This window comes from uncultured Eubacterium sp. (genome assembly GCF_937958975.1).
GTDB lineage: Bacteria > Bacillota > Clostridia > Lachnospirales > Lachnospiraceae > Eubacterium_G.
Genome location: NZ_CALGRE010000024.1, coordinates 24,366 through 47,393, shown reverse-complemented (window position 1 = coordinate 47,393; position 23,028 = coordinate 24,366). Strand labels below are relative to the sequence as shown.

At 37.4% G+C, this 23,028-nt stretch carries 7 protein-coding genes; all 7 read left to right on the top strand.

Annotated features, from left to right (window positions below):
• Nucleotides 1-168 precede the first annotated feature (168 nt).
• The gene (locus tag Q5O86_RS04400) at nt 169-696 is read left to right on the top strand and encodes a hypothetical protein (RefSeq protein ID WP_302625938.1); all 528 of its coding nucleotides are present in this window, start codon (nt 169-171) and stop codon (nt 694-696) included.
• Nucleotides 697-848: 152 nt separating this feature from the next.
• On the top strand, nt 849-4,472 hold the full coding sequence (locus Q5O86_RS04395) for a CotH kinase family protein (protein ID WP_302625937.1): 3,624 nt from the start codon (nt 849-851) through the stop codon (nt 4,470-4,472).
• Between the two features lie 91 nt (nt 4,473-4,563).
• A complete protein-coding gene (locus Q5O86_RS04390; protein WP_302625936.1) occupies nt 4,564-8,046 on the top strand; it encodes a glycoside hydrolase family 76 protein in 3,483 nt (1,160 codons plus the stop codon).
• Between the two features lie 196 nt (nt 8,047-8,242).
• Nucleotides 8,243-10,918: a carbohydrate-binding protein gene (locus Q5O86_RS04385; protein ID WP_302625935.1), complete on the top strand. Its 2,676-nt coding sequence runs from the start codon at nt 8,243-8,245 to the stop codon at nt 10,916-10,918.
• A 390-nt stretch (nt 10,919-11,308) separates the two neighbouring features.
• Nucleotides 11,309-18,148 carry a carbohydrate-binding protein gene (locus Q5O86_RS04380; RefSeq protein WP_302625934.1) on the top strand — a complete coding sequence of 2,280 codons (6,840 nt, stop codon included), beginning with the start codon at nt 11,309-11,311 and terminating at the stop codon, nt 18,146-18,148.
• A 17-nt stretch (nt 18,149-18,165) separates the two neighbouring features.
• Nucleotides 18,166-18,351: a hypothetical protein gene (locus Q5O86_RS04375; RefSeq protein ID WP_302625933.1), complete on the top strand. Its 186-nt coding sequence runs from the start codon at nt 18,166-18,168 to the stop codon at nt 18,349-18,351.
• A gap of 51 nt (nt 18,352-18,402) precedes the next feature.
• Complete coding sequence (locus tag Q5O86_RS04370) at nt 18,403-23,028, top strand: CotH kinase family protein (RefSeq protein ID WP_302625932.1); 4,626 nt, start codon at nt 18,403-18,405, stop codon at nt 23,026-23,028.

The window sequence follows — 23,028 nt, the reverse complement described above, 5'->3', positions numbered from 1 at the left end:
AGAAGGCTAAATTTACAATTAAGAGCAAGAAGATTAAGAATAAGAAAAAGTTATATGTGAGAGTTAAGGCTGTTAAGGTTGTAGGAGGAAAGTCATACAAAGGAAAATGGTCTAGGGCTAAAAAGATTAAAATTAAGAAATAATTTTCGTTTAACGTCAGGAGGAAAAATGAAGATATATAAAAAGATAGCAATGTATGCCGTGCTGGCAGCATTGACATTGGGAACCGTAGGAATGATTTCTTTTAGCACAGATACGACGGGAAAGGAAATCGATGGCGACATTATAACAAATCCTTGGGCAGATTTATTTACTACGCCTGATGGAAGTCATGATTTACCGATACATAAGGATGAGACAACTAAGAAACCGCAGACACCTTCAAAACAGACATCTGTGAAGGTTGGAAAAACAAAAGTAAAGTCGGCAAAGAAGTCAAAATCCTCCAATAAGGTAAAAGTTTCCCTGAAGAAAATTAAGGGAGCAAAGAAATATCAGGTACAGATTTCCAAATCAAAGAACTTTAAAAAGGTACTGGTAAAGAAGACTGTAAAGAAAGTAAAATTTACAATTAAGAGTAAAAAGCTTAAAGGAAAAAAGAAGTTATATGTAAGAGCCAAAGCGGTAAAGTATGTTGGTAAAAAAGCATATAAAGGAAAATGGTCAAAAGCTAAAAAAATAAACATAAAAAAATAGAGTATCGAAAAAAAGAGAAAAAAATCGCACTATGGCAGGTGCGATTTTTTTAGTATAGGGTTCGGAATTTTCAACTTTCATTGTGAAATAAATGTAGGTATGGTAATCTATTATAGACAAGGTTTGAATAAAAATTTATAAGGAGACGGGTTATGTTTAAGAAAGTAATATCGATGATTACAGCTATTGCCATAGTAGTTGCCGGACTACAATTTTCACCGGCGCAGAACGTGAATGCGGCTGTAACGTCAGGACAAGGAAGCGGTTCATGGAAATTGGTTTGGAGCGAAGACTTCAATCAGAGTGTAGGAAGTGGTGTAGACACTTCTATATGGAACTATGATACCGGTAATGGCGGATGGGGAAATAATGAAATACAGAACTATACAACAAGTAGAAATAATGTTTATATTGCAGATATGTCATGGGATTCACAGTCCAGTGATGGAAGATGTCTTGCAATTAAAGCACAGAGAGAGAATGGACAGATTACATCCGGAAGACTTACCACAAAAGGAAAACAGTTTGCTAAGTACGGAAAAATCGAATGTAAAATGAAAGTTGAGAATGGAAGTCAGTCAGGTGTATGGCCGGCATTCTGGATGATGGGTGAACAGGGCAACTGGCCGAACTGCGGTGAGATTGACATCATGGAACATAGAAACACAGAAGGTGTGGTTATCGGTACACTCCACTGGAATCCTGGTACAGGATTATGGGATGGTTATAATCATGTTTGGGCTGGAAGTGAGACAAACGGACAGTTCGGAAATATCGGAAGTATTGACCAGTGGCACAGATATTCAGTGGAATGGTATGAGGACATGATGAAATGGTATGTTGATGATACATGTTATGAAACAATGTATATTAACAGCGCAGCAATGGAAGAATTTCAGAGAGAACATTATATTCTTTTAAATCTTGCAATTGGTGGACCAAATACCCCATTTACACAGTATCAGACTGTAAGCAATAGTTTTTCTAATGCGACAATGTATGTAGATTATGTTCGAATCTATCAGGGAACAGATTCTAATTTTAGAATTAATAAAAAATCGGAAAATATCACGCAGCCTACGCAGGTTCAGGACGGATATACAGCATGTGGAACGGATTCTAACATTAATGTGGGACAGTGGAATTATTATGTTGGTGCTTCCTGGGCAGGAGCAGCGGCAAGATATAAAGGCGGTTCCAGTCTGAATGATTTTTCATTGAAAGTTACGGCAAGTAATCAGCAGGACTGGGGGCTTAATGCACATACGCAGCCAATAAATGTTACACCGGGTCATACATATAAGTATAATGTAACAGTAAACTCCAGTCAGGCAGGAGCAGCGGTGCTTATGAAAGATGAAGTGGGAGACCATACTTTTGAAACAAAGACTCTTGCAGCAGGAGATAATGTTTATTCAGGAACATATACACCGGGAAATAGTACAGTGCAGTTTATGTTTGATTTAGGCAAGGTCACAGCGGGTACTACATTGAACTTTAAGAATGTAACATTGACAGACATTACTCAGAGTGTCGACGAGACAACATCAAAGAAAACAGAACAGACAACCCCGGCTCAGAGTACAGGCGACAATAACTGGGTTGTAGTAGACAATTCAAATAATACATATTCATACGCAAATGCAAACAATATGAGTATTGTAAATGTACAACATCCGGGATTTGCAAATGCAGATGGAATATATATGACAACAAACACGGCAATTGGATATGTAACAATTAACGGAAGCCGTGTTGGAACAGAAGCAGTAGCTATAAGCGGAGCGGGAGCAGTCGTTTATTTGTCAGCTCTTTCCGGAACATCGACAGTGAGATATTATACACAGGATGGAACATTGCTTGGAAGTGTTGATGTTAAAAAGAATGGTTCAGGGGATGTGGAAAATCCAACAGAACCTCCAACAACAGAGGCACCAACAGAAAAAGAGACTCATGACATGAGTAAAGACCCATCTGATATTACAAGAATCTATGTAGTAACAGATGAGGACAACCCTACAATAACAAAACCGGTTAAGACACCGGCAACAATTACAATTATTAGTGGAGAAGATGCCATTAATTCAGTAAGTGATGCAGGAACAATAAAATTAAGAGGAAATTCAACATCTCTCGCAGATAAGCCTGCATACAATATCTCATTTAACTCTAAGAAAGAAGTATTTGCCGGAGCGGCAAAAGGAAAAAAATGGTGTCTTTTAGCAAACGCATTTGATAAGACTTTGATGAGAAACAAATTGGCAATGGACCTTGGAAAGGAACTTGGTGGTGTTGCTACTCCGGAGGAACACTATGCAGATTTGTATTTGAATGGAAAATTAATGGGTACATTCCTTATCAGTGAGCCGGCGGAGAATGGCAGGTCAGGAGTTGACTATAATGAAGAAGATGACCAGGAAATGCTGTTTGAATGGGAAGCTGACAGAGTTGAAGACGAGGTAGTGTATCATACCACAGAATTGGGTGCAAGATTTGCGACAGAAGATTTTGACGCTTCTAATACTACAAAATACAATAATTGGGTAAATACACTTTCTACATTTGAAAATGCTTTAAAACAGACGACATCAGACAAGGTGTTTGATTATATTGATGTAGATTCATTTGTAGATATGTATATTGTAAATGAATTATTTAGAACAGTAGACTTTGGTTATAGTTCCGTAAAATTCTATATCAAGAAAGATGCAAATGGAACCCCTATTATACATGCAGGACCATTGTGGGATTTTGACCTTTCATCCGGAAATTCGTCTGTAGAAGATTGTAGAAGAACAGACACATTTAGAGGTCAGGAAGTGAATACTTGGTTTGGTCATTTGATGCGAAACAATACCTTTAAGAATAAAGTAATTGCTAAGTATAAGGCTATGCAGCCAAAGATTCAGAATATTTACAAGGAAAATGATTTGGGTATCAGCCAGATTGATAAGAACCTGGCGTATATGGGCAAATCAAAGGACAGAAACTATTCACCGATAAGCGAAGGTGGAGCAGGATGGAGCGAATCTCAGCCTGATTCAGCAGAATATAATTATTATCCATATGGTTATAATACATTATCACCATATATCAATTACACATATGAACAGCATATTGATTATTTAGAAAATTGGTTGAAAGAGAGAAACCAGTGGTTATGTTCACAGTGGGGAATTGATTACGATGAAGCCGGAAAAGTTCAGCCAACAAGCAGTGACGTTGCGTTAACAGGTTATCAGATGACATCTACATTAAATGGAATTGATGGAAACATGGGAATGCGAGTTGTTTATCAGGTAGAGCCGACTGTTAACGGACAGGAAGTGACAGAGAAGGGACTTGTATATGGACTTGCATATGGAAATAATCCTATCACGGAATCTGATATTGTATATGATTCATCAAGTCAATATGTTAAGAATTTTGCGGCAACAGATGCGGGTAAAATTTCAGATGTTTTAGGAGATTCAAAAACAGCATCTTATTATGTAATGACAATGAGTTGCGATGCAGGGGATGGTTCAGACAATGTTTCGGCAGCTGCATTTACAGCAAAATATTATGTGAGAGCATATGCGAAACTGGCAGATGGAAGTATTGTATATAGTGATGTAGATTCATATACGATATATGATGTAGCAGATTATATCTATCAGAATCAGCGTGTGACAAATAAGAGTACATATGATTACTTATATAATAAAATATTGAAATATGTTAATAGCAGTTATAAAGAGGGCGATTATAATTGGAGTAGTATAATCGTGAAATAATGATACAGCACACTAATTGTACCAATGAGGAGCTGAGTCCCCAAAGGGATTTGGCTCCTTTAAAAATAATATAATAAAAGGAGGAGATAGGATGAAAAAGTGGAAAAAACTATTTTCATTACTTTTGGTGTTAACGCTCACAATAACATTACTTCCTATAGGAGGAATGGGAAATAATGTAGATGTTAAAGCGGCGGCATCAGGAATTGAAAACGGTGGTACATATACCATTGTTTCCGCATATAATGGGAAAGCTATCACGCAGACAGACCTTTCAACATTTTATGCGAACTGTGTCGTATGGAACACAGATGCAATGAGTAATCTTGCAAGATGGACGTTAAAGGAGACAGGGAACTATTATAATATAACGAATATTGTCTCCGGCAAAAGCATTAAGATTACTGGAAAAAATAATGGAGATAATATGGATTTGAATGGCAATGACAATTCTGATAATTACAGATGGAAATTAGTGCCAATCACATCAGGAACTTATGCCGGATGTTACTATATTGTCTCGGCGGTTAAAAATGATAATGGTGAGGAGGAGTATGCTGAGGTTATCAGTGATTCGGATAAGAGAGATAAAGATGGCGCTCAGGTAAGGCTCTGGACAAAGGCAAAAGCGGTAGAATATGAACCACGCCAGATTTGGAGAATACAGAAAAGTAATGCGGATGATGCTACATTTACAGAATCCATGGCAAATCAGGCATTGGAAGCTTTTAAGAATAAATATTTTGTGAAAAACAGTACAACGGGATACAATAGTCTCGGTGGTGGCTTCTGGGGAATTGCAGAAGTTATGGAGGCAATGCTTGACGGATATGAGAATACGGGAAAAGGTATTTATAAAGAATTGTTTGAAGGAACTTACAATGATTTTATTGCCAGAAATGGTGATTACTGGACAAACAATGATTTTAATGACGATATCGCGTGGGCAGTTCTCGATTCGGTAAGAGCATATCTTTTATTTGGGGAACAGAGATATTTAGATATTGCTAAGAAAAACTGGGATTTTATGTATGCAAGAGGTACAGCAGGAAGAACAGATGGACTTATCAGATGGTCTCATGAAAATGGTAGAGGAGAAGGAACAAACTCCTGTATTAACGGACCGGCTACAGTTGGGGCATGCTATCTTGCGATTGCGACTGGTGACGAGAGTTATTATCAGAAAGCCAAAGGCGTTTTCGACTCATGGCGCAATAGCAAAATGTATATATCTGAGGGAGATGACGCCGGACATGTTTGGGATACAGCATCAAACTCCTGGTGTTCTACATATAATCAAGGTACTTTTATAGGTGCAGCGACAATGCTCTATGAAAAATATGGAACACAGCAATATTATGATGATGCATGCAATGCGGTTAAGGCCGTTTACAGATATCTGTGTAATGGAAATATCTTAAAAGAGGAAAATACAAACTCAGGAGACCTTTCGGGTATGAGAGGTATTCTGATGAGATATATGAGAAAGTTTATTGTTGATTTCAATAAGGGTGAATACTTGTCATTCTTTAAGGACAATACAAAAGTTGCATGGATGAACAGAAACAGTCAGGGAATTATGCAGTGTTCCTGGCAAAAGAAAGCGGCAGAGAATGCTGACTGGGATTCTTTTGCAGCGTATAATGCAATTTCACTTATGGCGAATGTTCCGACATATGCCGATAAGTTAGAAAGAGATGCTTATTCTAATATTGAAGCAGAAGATTTGAATTATTGTAAGGGACTTATCTCAGAAAATTCCAGTGGAACAAGCGGTGGAAGAAGTCTCGGCGGTGTGAAAAATGGTAATTATGCAGCATACTATAATATTGATTTTGGAAGTACAGGCGCATCAAAATTAACATTTAAGTATTCAAGGCCAACAGAAAAAGAAGGTGTAAATGGTACCGTTGAATTTAGGCTTGGAAGTACAAGCGGACCTATGATTGCAAAAGCCTCTATCGAAAATACAGGTACATGGCAGAATTGGAAGGAAGTTACAATTGATACTGCAAGAATTACAGGTGTACAGAATGTTTACGTTGTGTTTAAGGCAGACACATCATATGTATGTAACTTTGATTACTTTAAGTTTACGAAAGCAACAAATGATAATCAGGGATATTTGTTCTTAAAGTCTGATTCCTCAAACCAGTATGCGCAGTGTAAAGATGGCAGTAATGATACTACAATCGTAGCATCCAGCAGCAATAGAGATGAGTGGGAACAGTTCATGGTTATTAAGAATAATGATGGAACAGTTTCCTTCAAGTCATATATTTCGGGAAAATATATCTGCATGGTAAGTGAGGGTGCGTATCTTACTGCGAATACAAATGCCATAAACAATGGTGAGAAATTTATTATTGAAAGATTTGCCAGAGATGATTCTGACAGCAAACAGGTAGCAATCAAATCTGTAGCAAACGGAAAGTATTTAGCGGTTGACCCGAATGGAGATAAGAAAGTGCTTTCAGTCTCAGATAGTATAGGTGGAGCATGGGAGACATTCCATTTTGAGACAATGAATGGAGAATGGCTCGTACCGGACGGAGCAGTTCTGACTGAGAGTGCATTTAGAGATGCTTTCTCAAATATTGAGGGAGAAACTCCTGATGCATATGAGGGTACTATCAATTATGATACATATCTTGGAAATACCAATAATGGGGAATGGGCAAGATATGATTATGTCAAATTTAATAAAATGGCGAGAAGTATTAAATTAAAATATGCTGTTAATGGCAGCAATGCTACCGGAAAGGTTTCGCTATATTTAGATAATATGGATGGAAGTCCGGTCGGAGAATTTTATTTGACAGCTACAGCTGCTAATGACTGGAATACATATGTTGAAAAACAGTTTTCATTGAATACAAACATATCAGAAGGAACACATAGTATATACTTAAAGTTTACACCGGATGCAGGAAAAACGTTTGTTGGAAATATTGATTACTTTGTATTTAGTAACGAGGAATATGTAGAACCAACAACAGAAGACCCGGATGCTATTAAAGTAAGTGACCGCATCAAGATAGAAGGTTACCAGATTAGTACGACATTAAAGGGAAGCAGAGTTGTCGGCTCTGTAGAGTCAACAATTAATGGAAAAGAAGTAAAAGGATGGGGACTTGTCTATGGTGTGAACAAGGTGAATGAACAAAGCTTCAATATATCGGATGATGACATGAAGGTAAATTCAGAGAGCAATTATGTTATGTCACTGGATTCTACATCGAATGGAACATGTGACTACGTGCTTGGAACCTCCGAAACAGCAACTTATTTTGTGAGAACTACATTGTTTGGTTCATTTACTGCGGCAGAATATTCGGCAGAGTATAAAGTAAGAGCTTATGCAATATTAGATGATGGAAGTTATGTTTACAGTAATGTGAAAGAATATTCTGTATTTAGTGTTGCAAGCACTCTTTATAAAGAAAAGAAAATGAATACTTATGATGATCATCAGTATTTATACAATAATATTCTTAAGGTTGTAGATAGTAGTTTCAAAGAAGTAGATTACAATTGGGGAAGTTCTATTGCAAAACCAGATATGATGGAATAGCAAATGAATTGCGAGAAGAGGAAATTGTTTTAAATTTTGTGTTTAGCATCAACCAGAAGTGTTTTCACTTCTGATTGATGCTAAAGGTTGAAAGAAATAATAAAGAAAGGGAAAAGATAGCAAATCACTCTTTCAACCTTTGATTTGCGCCTTTCAAATATAAGCAAGCTTGTGCTTGAAAGGCTTGGTGCAAATTATGAGAAAAATAGTAAGAAAATTTTTGGCGACAGCATTGTCGGTGTGTATGATCGCATCAACAGTATTCGTGTCACCGTTGGGAATGAAACATGTAAAAGCAGACGATTTTACAAGTGAGACAATCGTGAAAAATGGGTTTAGCCTCACAATCATACAATCTACGGACAGCAATAACAGAATCGGAAGCGGGACTTTGGAGAAGATAAAAGAGGTATATTTCACCCAGTATCCTAAAATGAGGGCAAGATACAACCCGACAAGACCGAGGGCGGTGACAATGAAGTTTGATCCTGCCTATGATGGAGCTGCCTATACCGGAGGAGATATGGGCTGGGCAGGAATTAATTTTTCCGTAAATTGGCTGAAATCTAATCCGAACGATATAGATTGTGCCACCCATGAACTGTTCCATGTGGTTCAGGGAGGATACATGAACTACAATTCTGAGAGTTTTGAGGGAGCTATCTGTGAGGGAATCGCGGACTATGCACGTTCGGTTTATGGACTATACAACAATCTGCAGGGCTGGGGTCTTGGAGAATATAATTCAAGCCAGACGATTTTAACAAGATATGCATCCAATGCGAGATTTCTGACATGGATTAGCTATAATAAAAATTCCGAAGCGATATATATGTTAAATAAAACAATGCATGATGGGAGCTATACGCCAGATATGTGGGTGCAGCTGACAGGAATGACATCGGATCAGTTATGGAATGCATATGCTTCAGATCCGAACATCGATAAGATAACGCTTTCGACACAGAAGGGTGAGACTTTTGGAATCACAGCCGGAGAGAAATACAAGATTATATCTGCAGAAAGCGGAATGGCTCTCAGTGTAAAGGACGGGTCAACGCAAGATGGTGCCAATGTACAGCAGGAAAATTACACTGGTGCAGAATCACAGCAGTGGGAGTTTAAGTATCTTGGAGATGGTAAGTACAATATCATTAACGTAAAATCAGGAAAAGGTTTAGATGTGGCAGATGGAGGCACATCTAATGGTACAAATATTCAGCAGTATTCTGTAGATAATGGTGGAAATAATAATCAGAAATGGGTCGTTTTTGAAAGAGGAAATGAGTATGATTTATTCCCGGTATGTGGAAATGGAAACATGGTGGCAGACCTGGCATCGTCTTCTCACAATGCGGGAGCAAACATCCAGCTTTATAAATGGAATAAATCAAATGCACAGAGGTTTATCATTGAACCAGTGAACGCTTCTTCTGACATGAACTTAAAGGCATTTGAGAGGATCGAGGCAGAGGATTATATCGAATGCTGTACAGACATAAAGGTAAGCGTCGATGAAGAAGATGCTAGAAGTGGTGGTGCAAACATTGGTGGATTGATTGCAGGAGCATGGACGAAGTATAGTGGCGTAGTATTTGATGGAGACGCATCAGGAATTCAGATAAATTACTGTAATCCATCCCTTGACAGTTATGTAAATGTATATGTGGACAATATGAATGGAACACCGGTCGGACAGATTAGTACGCCTCATAACTCATCAGACTGGTCGACTTATTCTACAGTAACAGGGGATTTGACAACAAAGATAAAATCAGGAACACATGATATTTATCTGGAATTTAAAAACAGCTCCATGTCAGGATATGCACAGAATTGTGATTATTTTACATTTATTAAGGCACAGGAAGAAGTGACAACAGAGAAAAAGACTTATAACGGATTGTCCAGAATTGAAGCGGAAGATTTTTCAGATAAAGATGGCATTGTTATTGATAAAGACAGCAATGGGAACCCAAAGAACATTGGTGCTACTTTAAATGGCAAATGGGTTAAATATGACAATGTGGTATTTGAAAAGCCTGCGAAATCGATAGAAGTTAATTATTCCTGTGAACAGACGCGCGGTGGAAACATTCAGATATATGTAGATAGTATGGATGGCACACCGGTAGGTACCATGCAGACAAGTGAAACAGGTACAGATTGGAGTACATATATTACAGAGACAGCAAATCTTGACAATGAGATTAGTGCAGGAACACATACAATATACCTTAAGTTTGAAACAACAAAAGGATATGTGGCAAACATTGATTATTTCGCATTTAGCGATGAAGAATATGTTGAGCCAAATGTAATCAAAGTTAGTGATAGCATAAAAGTTGAAGGATATCAGATGAGTGCGACACGAAAAGGGAGCAGAGTTATTGGTTCCGTTGAGCCTACTATTGATGGTAAAGCAGTAAAGGGCTGGGGACTTATTTATGGAGTGAATAAAGCGGATGGACAGAATTTTAATATATCGGATGATGATATGAAAGTAAATTCAGAAAGTAATTATGTAATCGCTTTAGATTCAACACCAATTGGAACCTGTGATTATGTACTCGGAAATTCAAAAACAGCAACATATTTTGTAAGAACGACTTTATTTGGTTCGTTTACATCTGCAGAATATTCGGCAGAATATAAAGTAAGAGCGTATGCAATTCTGGCAGATGGAAGTTATGTATATAGTAAGATAAAAGAGTATTCAGTTTATAATGTGGCAGATTATCTGTATAAAAATAAAAAAATGAATACTTATAGTGCGCATCAGTATTTATATAATGACATACTTACAGTGGTAGACAGTAATTATAAGACAGTCGATTATGAATGGGGAGATGCAATTGTAAAACCTGAATAATATATAGTAAGAACATTGTGTTTATCTGGAAGTGGTGAAGCTAGATGAACACAATGTTTTTTTATTATATAGGAAATTCTTTCGGATTTCCTATATAATAAAAATGCTCTGCAGGAAGAGGAAAGTCTCCCACGCTTCGCTACGGCAAAAAGGAGCCGATGCCGCTTATGAAATTGTAAAAATATAGCATAATGTTAACGATAACAAATATAAAAATGTTTTTAGTATAAAAAAAAGACACCTTAATATAAAATGAAAACCTGACAAAAGATTTATGAAAGCGTTTGAAAGTAGTATAATATAAAAGAATGCGTAACTGGCGAATTGACCTATATGGGGGGAAGGAATGCCAGAAAATGAAACTAATACGCAAAAAAAGGAGGAATAAGAATGAAAGGAATAGGAAGGATAAAAACATTTTTAGTTTATGTCCTTTGCTGCTGTATGGTTATAACATCGTTATATCCGACAGATTTGACGAAAGTAATGGCAGCAGACGATACGACTACAGTCTATTTTCTGAATACAGAAGGTTGGACTGACCTCAGAGCGTATGCTTACGATTCTTCAAACAATGCCTTAATCGGTGCGTGGGGAGATTCAAAGGCGACGAATGTAGAGGGAAACTGGTGGAAGGTTGATGTTCCTAGGGACGTGAGCAAAAAAGATTCACAGTTTAATATTATATTCTTTAATCATGGGGATAATAATGAGACAGAAAGAAGCAATGCTTATATATGTAATACACAGCATCTTTATATGACGAAAAATGACGGTATAGCTTATGCGACCGCTCTGGAAGCAGAAGAAGCTGTTGGTGTAAGTACACTTAGAGAAGTCTATAGCGGAGTTAAAGCAAAAGGCAATAGAATTGAAGCAGAAGTTTCCGATAGCAAAAATGGAACATCTGTGGATAAGGATGATAAAAGAAGTGGCGGAGCAAATGTCGGTGGAAGTCTGAATGGTACATGGTTAGAATACAATTTGGACTTTGCAAGAAATGCTTCCAAAATGAATATTACATATTCATGCCAAAACGGAGCAGGTGGAACATTGGAAGTATATGTAGATGAAATATCCGGAACTCCGGTAGGAAAGTTGGATACCGATGGCACGGGTACATGGCAGGATTATGTTGATGCTACAATTGATGTTAATATTCCAAAAGGAAAACATAAAGTATATCTTAAGAATGTGACGTCAAAAAGCTACACATGTAACCTTGATTATTTTTCGTTTGAATCATCGTACGAAAATGTATCTGCAAGACATGAAGCAGAAAATGCTCATTCTTTTACATTAGGTGGACTTTTGGGTACATATAGCGTTGAGAACAGCGATACATTTTCTAATGGAAAGGCAATTGGAAATATTAATACATGGCCAAATGATGGACGTGCATATTTTACTACATATGTAAGAGTAAATCGTGCCGGTGAGTATAAATTAAAAATTGCTTATGCAAATGCGACTGATAAAAATGAAACAGCATATATCAATTATAGAATTAATAATTCATCCAATGAGGGTTGGAAAGAAATCACGGCTCCGCATACTGGAGGCTGGAACAGTGTGGGAAGTATTGAAACAACTGTTACGCTGAAAGCAGGTATCAATACGATAGATATTACTGGCGCTGCAAACAAGTGGTTTTATGACGGTCAGCCTTGGCAATGGATTAATGTGGATTATTTTGAGTTGACAGCAACTGATGTGGCAAATTATTCAAAAGAAGCTTTTAATACAAGAGATACAGCATTAACAGGAAAATTAATCGAGGCAGAAGATTATACAGTTTGTGATGGCAAAGGTGGCAGCGATAGTGGAGGAGTTGTCCGTTATAATCAGCAGGCAGATTGCAGCAATGAGGCATATCTTGGACATACGTTAAAGGACAGCTGGGCTGAATATGATATTTATTTTGACAGAAAAACTTCAGGAATGAATTTCAGATACTGGGGAAATAAAACAGCAGCAGGAAAGGTTAATGTATATTTAGATGAAATGTCAGGAAGTCCTGTGGCAGTGTTGGAAACAGAGAGTACAGCTGATGGATGGGTTTATAGTTCCTACAAAGATGTTACGATTGATGCAGAGATTCCGGCTGGAAATCATAAAGTATATTTACAGTTTGTTCCGAATGAAGGAATGAAATTTGTGTCAAATATTGACTATTTCTCATTCAATTATACACCGGAAGAAGCGAGTGGCAAGCATGAGGCAGAAAATGTACATGCATATTCGAGTGATTATTCAATAGAAAATTCTAAGAATTTTTCAGGCAATGAAGCTGTTGGCAGATTGAATGCATTGCCGAAGGACGGTTTAAAGTATCTGACATCATATGTAGATGTTCCGTCAGATGGAGTTTACAGTCTGGTTATTGGTTATTCTACAAGTGGAGAGAATACAAATATTGGTTATAGAATCAATAGTGATGTAAACGGTGAGTGGAAACAGATAGCGGCAGCGAGTACAACATGGTGGGACAATGTAAAAGAAGTGAAAGCCTTTGTTACTCTGAAAAAAGGAATTAATATCATAGATATTACCGGTGCCTGTCAGGTAGAGAATGGCAATGTAGGAGAACAGTGGGTTAATTTGGATTATTTCAGATTGGACAATGACAATCTTGCAAAAGGGAAACCTGTGTATGTTGATAGTACACAGAACGATGAATTAGTTGCAAATAACGCAGTAGATGGCGATGAGACAACCAGATGGGCAAGTAATGCTACAGGCAAAAATGGTTGGATTTATGTTGACCTTCAAAGTTTATATGAGATAGAGAGAGTTGACGTACTGTTTGAGGCGGCATATGCTAAAGATTTTGAAATTCAGTTTTCCAGAGATGGCAAGACATGGGTTACTACAAGAACAGTAACAAATTTCTTAAATGGCGAAAAACATGATAATGAGGGGCCTTTGACATATACATCTGATGATATATGTCTTGGCAAGGCAAGATTTGTAAAGATTAAAGTAAATGCATTACAGACATATCATAATAAGTTATCTATTTATGATTTAAAAGTATATGGAACAAAAGTTCCGGGATATTTGTCAGATGTGGCAGTCAATAAAGAAGTAACAGCAAATGGTGAGAAAACAGATTATCCTGCATCAGATGCAATTGACGGAAAAGATACTACAAGATGGACGATTGGTGAGACGGTAGCCTATCCTGAATATACCGTAAATCTTGGAAAGGTTTATGAATTACATAGCATAGATTTGAAATTTGCAAAGGCTTACGCAGAAGGATTTACTATTTCAACATCGAAGGATGGAAAGACATGGAAAGAAGTTAAGAAAGCGACAGGATGGACAGAACCGGGTTCGACCACTAGTCTGGTAGATACTGATATTTTAGGTTACAGTTTCCATTTTAGCCCGGTGGACGCACAATATGTTAAGCTTTATATTGATAAAAGTGCAAATACAAAATGGGGTCTTTCTATCTATGAATTTGAAGTTTGGGCGAAGGACAATAGCAAATTAGATTACTGGACCAGTTTTGACCCGAATGCAATGGGTGTATATCCTGTAACAAAACTTCAGGATACAATTTATCCTGGTTCTGTTGATGATAAAGACTATAAAAAAGGTAAAATTGATTCGACATTGGTATCAGGTGATATCTTAGTGTCAGGTGATACATACGAGGTAGTATATGATTCTGATGACAGAGATTTATACTTCTATGTAAATCCTTGGAGAATCAATGTAGATTATGATACACAGTCTGTATTCTGGTCAAATGGTAACAGCGGTTACTCACTGTGGGGCGCTGATAATCATGATGAGAATATTGCAAGATATGTAACAAAACAGCAGGCTACAGTATATTATCAGCTTGCGGAAAATCTTGATTTTGGTGGAAAAGATTTTATAACTACACAGATTGGTTGTAGAATTTATAATAATTCTGACCTTGATAACGGAGTACCGAAGAGTGGTGTATCACCGGTATTTTCTACGAAGTTCAATTTAAAGATATATGATGCACATAATATTTATGTTGAAGATAATCTTGCTAAAAATGGTACTCTTCAGGTAAAAGATTATAGTTCAGCAAAGAAATATACTTGGCAAAAGAGTAAAGACGGAAAAACTTGGGAAACAGTTGCAGAAAAGAAATACGACCTGACGGTTATCAGTAATAACGGTGCGACAGTGAATGTTGCATATGACCAGGGCGGTGGTTATTACTATCGGGTTAAAGAAGATGGTGGCGTGTGGTCACAGCCATATCATGTACAGTATTATAATAATGTACAGAACGGTGACTTTGAATACCCGGCAATGTTTTCTTATGATGAAGAGACAGGCGAGAGCATGGGCAAGAGATTCCCATTGAATGCAAATGGTGACGAACAGCAGTATCCGAATGGTTGGGATGGACTGTTTTGGAAGACTACAGGACCAGGATGGTATAATGAGCACAATGGTAAGAAGACAGCCAATGATATCGAAATTGTAAATGGTGCAAACCTGAAAACAGACAGGGAAGCAAATCAGCAGGGTGGTTTCTCCGTTTCACAGCTGGATATGTATGGAGACAATTCTCACGGAAATCAGTTTGCAGAGTTGAACTGTGAGGAGCAGGGTGCCTTGTATCAGGATATTTTAACAACGCCTGGTGCAGAGTGTTACTGGGATTTAGACCATGCAGCAAGACGAGTAAGTGGTGGAGCAACAAACTCCATGTTAGTTGTTGCCATGTCTACAAAGAACGCATTAAACTATACACAGGATACACAGCTAGATAAAATTGTTGCTGAAGCGAATGCAAAAGGTGTTGCTTCTATTTCAAATGAATATGAGAATGGTGTAGAAATTACATTAGAGGATGGAAGCAAAGCGACAGTTTGGAAAGTTACAAGTACAACAACAGCCGGACAGTGGAAGCACAACAGTGGTAAGTATACGGTTCCTGTATCAGATGAAAACTATCTGACAAGATTCTTCTTTATATCTATTGATGGTACAGATGTTGGAGGAGGAATGGACCGAACCATCGGTAACTTACTTGACAATGTTACATTCGAGCAGAGAAAAGCATATACAATCGAATATTATGTTAATGGTGAATTAAAGCATACGACTACAGGCGTTGTTGACCCATATGACAGGGTAGATATTCCTACTACAATTCCTGAAGTTGATTTGAGCGAGTATACATTGAGAGAAACTAATATCATGAAATACAAGAGAGATAGTGAGGGCAATATTGTTTATGATAACAACGGTAATCCGATTACGGAACCGCAGGCTTATTATGTAGACAATAATGACAGATTCCTGACAGTCGCTTATGACCATGATACATTAAAGCTTTACTATGAGAGTGGTATTATTACACTCACAAAGAGAGTGGAGGGAATCACAAACCTTCCTGATAATTATGTAGTTAAGATGTCAGTCAAAGACGGAAATACAGAAAAGTATACGCATACATTTAATAAGAGTGATTTTACACCAATTGATGAGGCAGACGGTTCAACGCCAGACAGATTTTTCGCAACAGTGTCCTTTAAGGCATCTGACTTAGGTTTTAATTCGGGTTCTTCATACACTGTTACAGAAGAAAATGTTGCAACAATGATTGGAACAAGTGCTTATCTTACAAAGGTAATGGCAGGTTCTACTGAAAATAATGTATCTGTATCTGATTTGTCAAAGGGTACAGCATCATACAGTGATACAAACTTTATATATCGTGCAAATGCCGATAACTCAGAATTGTTTGTAAATACATATGCACCTACTCATAAAGTAACACTTACAAAGAAGGTTACAGGTAATATGGGTGAGAAAGAGAAGAAAACAAAAGACTTTAGATTTACTGTCGGCATTGCAACAGGTACAACAAGTGTAAATGCTATTTTGTGTGATAATGCGTCAGTAACAAATAGTCAGACAGGTAAATATGAATTTACATTAAAAGACAGCGAGAGTATTTCATTTATTGTGTATGACGGATGTACTGTAACGGTTACCGAACAGAAAGAAAAATGGTACTCAACTACATATACAGTAGATGGTGTTGACACAACTGTAAATAATGGAGCAGATGTAGATGACACTGCAAATCCGGTAGTAACTACAAATGCTATTAAAGCGGATGTTGATATTACATGTGTAAACAACAGTGAAGATTTAGGTGACGTTGAGGTTCAGGGTTACCAGATGAATACAAATACAGCAGCAGGCGCGCCGGCTGAATTTAGTCCTTCTTTTAGAGTTGTATGTCGTGTAAGTAAGAATACAATTAAGAGAAGAAAGGTAGTTAAAGCAGGTGTAATCTTCGGTACAACAGCAGCAGTTGGAACAGGTTCACAAGCTGTATCAAAGCTTGTTATCAAAAATACGGTTACCGGCAATGAGTCAGTAGACCTTGGAAATGGCGGAACAGCTTCCGCTGACAAGGATGGAGTCGACGGTAAGATAGCAGATAATATTTACTATCATGAAGAGACAACCGGTGGATATTATGGCGAGTGGACAACAAAAGAAGATGATGAACATCCATATACACATTGGAATTATTATGCATTAACATTCTATGGTACATCATATATGTATGGCATGTTGACACAGGATTTGACATACCGTGCGTATGCTATCGTTGAGGGAACAGCTACAGATTATGATTACATAGAAGATGGTAAATATTATAAGTATGAATACGGAAATGATATTTATACAATTAACATGTTTGAAATAGCACAGAACCTGTACGAAAATCAGAAGATGAGTACAAAGGCACAGCACAATTTCTTATATAACAATATTTTAAATGTCGTTACAATGGATAAAAACAGATTGCAGATTGCTCAGGCAATGATGCTGAAGTTAAATATTACGAAAAAAGACCATAATTACAATCTGGTAAATGCTTGTTACAAGAATATGTATGACTATATTCATTGCTTAAGTGGATATGATTATAGTGACAGAGGAACAGCAGTTCCGAATAAGGATTTTGTCTTAAAGAATTATATCGTAGATAAAGATTCTACTTCAGAAGCATATTATACAGAATTACTTGAGAAGTTAAACGCATCTACAAAGACAAATTATGAGACAATATCTGAATGGATATATACAGAAGTAGATAGAACGCATGTGAAAAATTCAACAGAAGCATATTATAGTGGTTTCTATAGAATGGCTCCATACGATTGGAACAGCGGCATAGTAACAGATTTTGATGAAGACGAGTAATCAGGAGATAGGAGGTAATGAATAAAATGAGTAAAACATATGAGACACCTGAAATCATGGTTACTAGATTTGACGTAAATAGAAGTGTAATGACAACAGTAGAAATGGAATCAGAAAATCAGAAACCGGGAGATGGATGGAATTCCGGGATAGGTCGTGAAAGCGAGACTTATGACAATCCGGATTTAGATTTGGAGTTTTAATAGAAACTTTAGAATTACATAAATATATGTATATAGGAAAGTGAGAATGCTATGGAAAGGATAATTAAAAAAATAGTCGCTATTGTGTTAACAATAGCGTTGGTTGTATCGACTTTGTCGATACAACCAAATACAGCGAAAGCGGCAACGGATATATCTGTAGACTGGACGCATGTGGGAAAATGGCATTTGTATGCCGGAACAACATGGGGACACACAGCTCAATATACAGGTTCCGGTGCAAGCTTTAGCGATATGGCAATAACCATAACCACAACTGCTAATGGAGAATGGGGACTTCAGTTCGGATATGATATTACTGATGTTGCACTCACAGCTGGAACACAATATGACTATACGATGGTGATAAATTCTACGAAAGCCGGAACATTGTTCACACAGACTCCGGGTATTGTTACAACAAAAGGTATAGCTATAAGTGAGGGTGATAATACAATATCAGGAACTTTTACAGCAGGGACAAATCCTGCCAATGGAAATATTATGATATTTCCTGACGGAATGCCGGTCGGAACTACTTTAGACATGAAAAGTCTGACTGTTAAAGCCCATACAGGTGGTGGTACAGTGGATGAAAAATGGGTGAAGATAGATAAGGGAGAATATAATGGCACAAATACATATTCTTATGATGATGCAAATAAGACAGTAAGCAGCGTAGGTAACATTCAGAAACCGGGCTGGGCAGCATCAATGGGTATTCATATTGTACTTCCTGCCGCACCTATTACTGCTGTTACAGTAAATGGTCAGGCAACAAATAATTATGCTGCGGATGGTGCGGGCTTAATATTATATCTTTCTGCTCTGTCAGAAGGTGAAAATACAGTAGCCATTACACATGTAAACGGAACTTCTACTATTACGATTAAGCAGGAGGGTTCCGGAACGGTTGAGACACCGGTTGTAACAACTTCTTCATCATCAGATGACGATGGATATTATACAATACCGGCAGCAAATGAAACGTTCTATGTTGGAGATGGAACATGGAGACTGTATTCTTCAAATAGTGTAGACCAACAGGTTTGGGGCAGTGGTATCATGAAATACAAAGGTGGTACATCTGACAGTGACCTTTCTCTTAAAATTGTTAACACCGGTGGTGGACTGGATAGTTGGAGTTTACAGGCACACTATATTATTAAGGGATTGACGGCAGGACAAAAGTATACATATACGGTTAATTATACGACTACAAATGCCGGAACAATGAGATATAAAATAGATGGAACAGGGGCTGCTGACCAGGAAGATGTGGCAGAAAAGGCAGGAACTGTCAGTCATACTCATACTTTTACAGCAACAAAGGAATCGGATGAAATCGTATTTGAATTATCAGCTATGCCAAATGGTACGATAATTAATTTTAATAGTATTAAAGTAACAGCGGAAAGTTCTGGTGAGACAACATCTTCATCTTCTGAAGTAGAGAGACCGGAAGATGTTACAGCATGGAAATCTGTAACCAATTCATCACAGGTATTCTATTATGTTACAAATGGTGCGGATGGCAGAGTCGATACACCGCTTATGGAAACAAGTGAATTGTATGTCCCAATGAAACTGTCCGCAGTATTTCAGTCAGTTACATTGGATGGTGTAGCTATGACACCTAGTGACGGTGCATATGTAAGAATTCCTAAAAATAATTTAACAGTGGGATATCATACCCTGACAGTTGTTAATAATAATAATACAGAGACATTAACTATGTATTTTAAGGTGGATGCCCAAGCGGAGACAACTACTCCTGAACCTATTACAATTCCTGAAATCATAGATGGAACAGAGTTATTAAAGGATACAGCATTTGAAGAGGGAAATGTGTCACATTGGGATGAGTTTGGACCTACATCATACAAAAATAATGGTGACGGAACATTAGACGTTCAGGTTCCGGCATATACAGCAGGTGATAACTGGGCAACACAGTTAGTACAGAAAAATATTCAGTTGTATGAAGGAAAGTGGTATGTTGCGAGATTTACAGTTACCTCTGACGTAGATAAGTCATTCCAATTATTGATTCAGAGTGATGGTAATGCCGGTGGTGACTGGACAGTATTTGCTGAGGAATTAGTAGAAGTTTCAGCGGGCGGTGAGCAGGTAGTAGAGATACAGTTCCAGGCGACATCAACGACAGCAAATGTATTGTATGGAATTATGATGGGATATGTAAATGGAACTGCAAGTGATGCGGCAAATGTCAAATTTAAAGATGTAAGTCTTAAGGTTTACAATGACGAGCAGCAGATTTCCGGTACACATTCTAATTTACTTACAAGTAATGATGTATCTGTACAAGGCTTCCAGATGAAAACAAACTGGGATGAGGCATATACAGGCGATACACAGTTTGGTTTCAGAACAGTATGTCAGGCACCGAATATTGGTGGAACAGTTAGAGTAAATAATGTTTCATATACAGTAGCACAGATTGGTACGATATATACAATAGAAGGAGATAAAAATCTTCCTGCCGGTGTGACATTTGATTCTACATGCACATTATTGCGTTATGATGAAGAGACAGGAAAATATGTACCGAGTGTTGATACATTTGGATATATGTTTACAGCTACTGACAAAGGTATTGTAGCAAAAGACAATGTTAATTCGACATATGTGCAGACGATAGAGGGACTTATGAAACAGTTCCCTATGGCAAATAAAATACATGTCAGAGCGTTTGTAGTAACAACAGGTGGTACGATTATTTACGGACGGAAGTCAGTAAATACATCTGTAGCAAGAGTAGCTGCCTATATGTATAATAAGAGCATGGCAACAAATATCAGAGGACATGAGTATTTATTTGATAACTTTGTTAATGTTGATAATTTTGCAATGGCAGATAATCCTTATTTTACTTCGAAGGCAAATCCGTATTACTCAAATAAAACAGTAGCGTATGGATGGAATGATAATCTTTATACACCGGGCGGTGAAAAATATATGAACCTCAAACCGGATATTTACTTAGAAGATAATTATTTGAAGGCAACTACAGGATGGCATGAAGACCCGGCAAGTGTTAATACCAACACAAGAGGAGACAGAATAAGCGTTGCGGGATTGAAATTTGATTATGGTATTTCTACCAATGCAGTAGGATATTTTGAATATGAAGTGCCTTACAATGCAGCATACTTTGTAGGTATTGTAGGTATCGATGACAGTGTTGCCACAAATTCGGATTATAAGAATGGCGCAACTATTCGATGTGAAGTATCATTCGACGGAGCTGAGGCATACACAACAAAGGTATTATCATATGGTCAGTTAGAGTACATAAAAGTTCCTGTACCTACAGGTGCTTCTACAGTTAAGATTACATTCGGCGATGCCGGAGATGGTCAGACATGTGATAGAGCTTCTATGGGTAATGCAGGATGGATGATTGATGAAAGTATCGAAGACAAGTATGATACGAGTAAGGACCCGAAAGACATTACGAGAATTTATGTGTACACAGATGATGACAATCCAAAGATTACAAAGGAGAATAAACTTCCTGCAAATATTACAATTATCAGCGGAGAGTCGGGTGTAAATTCTGTAACTGACGCAGGTACAATTAAGTTAAGAGGTAACTCAACAGCATTGGCTGATAAACCGGCATATAATATTTCCTTCAAAAATAAGCATAAATTATTTGCGGATGCGAGTGAAGGAAAGAAATGGTGTCTGTTGGCAAATGCTTTTGATAAGACATTACTTAGAAATAAATTGGCAATGGACCTTGGAAAATATTTAGGTGGTGTGGCTGCACCGGAGGAGCGTTTTGCAGATTTATATATTAATGGAAAGCTAAAAGGTTCCTATTTAATCAGTGAGCCGGCAGAGAATGGCAGAAGTGGAATACAGTATGACGAAACAAATGATACAGATATGTTGTTTGAATTAGAGGTGGAAAAAGTTGAGGCAGATGTTTTGTATAATATTACGGACTTGGGAGTAAGATTCGCAGTTGAGGATATTGCAGAAGATTCTGCTACATATACAAACTATAAGACAACTCTTAAAACATTTGAAACAGCATTACAAAATACAAGTTCCGATGAAGTATTTAACTTGATTGACGTTGATTCATTTGTAAGTATGTATATTGTAAATGAATTGTTTAAGACAGTAGACTTTGGATATAGTTCAGTTAAGTTCTATATACAGAAAAATGCTGATGGCAAACCGATTATTCATGCGGGTTCGTTATGGGATTTTGACCTTTCAACAGGAAATTCTTCTGTGGAAGAGTGTAGAACAACAACTGATTTCAGAGGACAGACTATAAATACATGGTTTGGCTGGCTGATGAGAAATAATACATTTAAGAATAAGGTGATTGCTAAGTTTACAGCAGCACAGGAAACGATTCAGAATATTTATCAGGCAAATGGTTTAGGAGACAGCTGGATAAATAAGAATTTAGCTTATATGGGCAAGTCTAAGGATAGAAATTATTCCGATACAAGCTTAGGTGGTGCTGGTTGGAACATCAATACACCGGATTCAGCTGAATATAAGTATTATCCATATGGATATAATACACTTTCACCGTATATTAATTATACATACGAACAACATATCAATTATCTAGTAAACTGGTTGTCAGAAAGAAATCAGTGGATGTGCAAACAGTGGGGTATTAATTAG